This is a genomic window from Bacillota bacterium (assembly GCA_018818595.1).
Classification (GTDB): domain Bacteria; phylum Bacillota_I; class Bacilli_A; order Izemoplasmatales; family Hujiaoplasmataceae; genus JAHIRM01.
The window spans coordinates 1-2,087 of the sequence record JAHIRM010000056.1; the positions used below are offsets into that span (position 1 = coordinate 1).

At 39.6% G+C, this 2,087-nt stretch carries 5 protein-coding genes; all 5 read right to left on the reverse strand.

The window, feature by feature from the left end; translation table 11 throughout:
• On the reverse strand, positions 1 to 342 hold a 342-nt coding region (locus KJ971_08625; protein MBU1145895.1), incomplete at its 3' end, for a hypothetical protein.
• 57 nt (positions 343 to 399) lie between these two features.
• A complete protein-coding gene (locus KJ971_08630; GenBank protein ID MBU1145896.1) occupies positions 400 to 705 on the reverse strand; it encodes a hypothetical protein in 306 nt (101 codons plus the stop codon).
• Between the two features lie 135 nt (positions 706 to 840).
• Positions 841 to 1,236 carry a YopX family protein gene (locus tag KJ971_08635; GenBank protein MBU1145897.1) on the reverse strand — a complete coding sequence of 132 codons (396 nt, stop codon included), beginning with the start codon at positions 1,234 to 1,236 and terminating at the stop codon, positions 841 to 843.
• The gene (locus KJ971_08640; protein ID MBU1145898.1) at positions 1,233 to 1,781 is read right to left on the reverse strand and encodes a hypothetical protein; all 549 of its coding nucleotides are present in this window, start codon (positions 1,779 to 1,781) and stop codon (positions 1,233 to 1,235) included. Before KJ971_08640 ends, KJ971_08635 begins: the two co-directional genes overlap by 4 nt.
• 3 nt (positions 1,782 to 1,784) lie before the next feature.
• Positions 1,785 to 2,087 (reverse strand): hypothetical protein (locus tag KJ971_08645; protein ID MBU1145899.1); only part of this gene is annotated, 303 nt, incomplete at its 5' end.

Below are 2,087 nucleotides of genomic sequence, written 5' to 3' on the forward strand. Positions count from 1 at the left end.
CTTACTATTTTTACTGAAATAAACTTTAACATATAGCTCTGTTTTTCGTTCATTCTTGGTAAAAATAAAATATTTATATTGACAAATTGCATTTTCCCCCTCTTTTTCTTTTACGTATCCACTTTCTTCCGCAATACAAATCAAAGACTGTATATCATATTCATCTACGTCAAACATTGCCAATTCCACAGTGGTTACGTAAATTTCTATCATGCTATGTTTAATATTGTGCCTTAAAGTATCTCTGATTCTTGAAGCCAACTGTACCTCATTTTCAAGCTGAACAACGTCTATTGCCCGCTGATTTATTCTCCTTACTTCTTTCGCTATTAATGGGTGCATTGTTATTCTCCCTTACATTTATCACAAAATTGCCCGCCACAGTTCGGGCAGGTATATTTAACCTAACTCTTGTATCATTTCCTTAGCTTCATCAAAGTCAAATTCCTTTATCATCCTGATTAACGCATTAACAGGTTTGTTTTCACACTCCCGATTCTCTGCTATTTCTGTCCCAACATCAACCCCATTAACATCATCAGAAACATAAAGGGCGACATGACCCGTTTGTAACATCTCACAGCAAAACACATAACCAGCTTCTTTAATCTTTGCAACCTTCTCACCTAATTCATCGGGAATTGTTAAACTGTTTGGAACTTTTCTGCCATCAGGCATCATGTATTGGATTATTTCAAGTTTCATAACACCCCCTTATCGGTTAAATAGATAATAATATGTACCGCCCAATAGACGGCAAATAAGACGATAACGAATACCGCAGCGATACCGACTGCCTTGCGTGCGATATGGTCAAAGGTTCTCGGTATTCTGGTCATATTAATCCTCCTTATGTATGTTTCCGATAATTTCTACATCGTGATGGTCTGCCACGTCAATACCGTAAAATCCGTTATCCTTATCCTCAAAGCCGAAGCATCCATCCTTCATTATCACCGTACCCTGTACTTCATCAACGATATACGGCTCATCAATTCCATCGCCGCCATTATCTATTTTGGCGTAGATAATATCCCCCTCATAAATTTCCACACCATTGCGAGCCTTGTATCCGGTGTATTGCATGAGTATAATTTCATCATTTTTCAGCCAATCATTTGCTATATGATGCCCTGGCCCAAATACCATTATTCCACCTTTACACCAGTGTATTTCATCAACTTCACACATTAAATTATTTAACTTATCCCACGCACGAAATCGTATAGTTCTCATATCAACTCCTTTTTCTTACGCCTCTTCTTAGGTGTTGGATTCAGGATACCCCGTAATACTTCCTGCTGAAACACAGGGTAATCCTCAATCGCAGCCTCACAGGTCAATACCTTATGGTGTGCCTCTGTAAGTTTGGCTATGGCATACGCATCAGCAAGATTGTTATTATCCGTCTCGAACCCCCACCGTTTAAATACGTCTCGTATGAGCAATTCCTTCTTTGCATTTCCCTTGCCACTGGCAAACTTTTTAATACTCTTCGGGGCATATAGATTGTATTCTATTTGAAAGCGGAAGAAGAGGTGTTTTAACGCTCCGTGAAGTTCTCCGATTTGGTGAGCCTGATTAGGGCGACCATAAGCATAGTTCTCAATACCAATATAGTAGTCTTTAGGCGGGATTCTCAATATTATTTCGTTGCAAATATAATCCAGTCTATCGACACCCCTTGTTTTCGTAGTAATGAGTGCGCGTCCGATATTGGCTTCCCAAATCTTAACGAACCCTGTCACTGTGAGTGCTAAATCTAATCCTATGTATATCATTTGTCAATCCCTCCATACTGGTATGCGGTTATCGGGATTCTTCCATAACTTGTAGTATTCGTCCCAATATTTTTCAAGTGACGATACTGGTTGTAAAAGACCATAACCATTTATTATTAATTCAGCCGCAAGCCTCCCTAATTTCACCTTAGAAACACAATATTCATCTTGTGTCAACACATTATCCGTCCTGCGAAACGCCTCATACAGCTTCTGCCAATCACCGAACAGCCTGTTGACGGTATGGTCGAGTTCGGCAAGTGTGGATTTGGTGACCCAATCGGGAATAGGTCTCATAATTGGTAC

Coding starts and splice junctions, on each gene's coding strand:
- KJ971_08635 (MBU1145897.1), bottom strand. CDS start 1,236: ATGAGAACTATACGATTTCGTGCGTGGGATAAGTTAAATAATTTAATG.
- KJ971_08640 (MBU1145898.1), bottom strand. CDS start 1,781: ATGATATACATAGGATTAGATTTAGCACTCACAGTGACAGGGTTCGTT.
- KJ971_08630 (MBU1145896.1), bottom strand. CDS start 705: ATGAAACTTGAAATAATCCAATACATGATGCCTGATGGCAGAAAAGTT.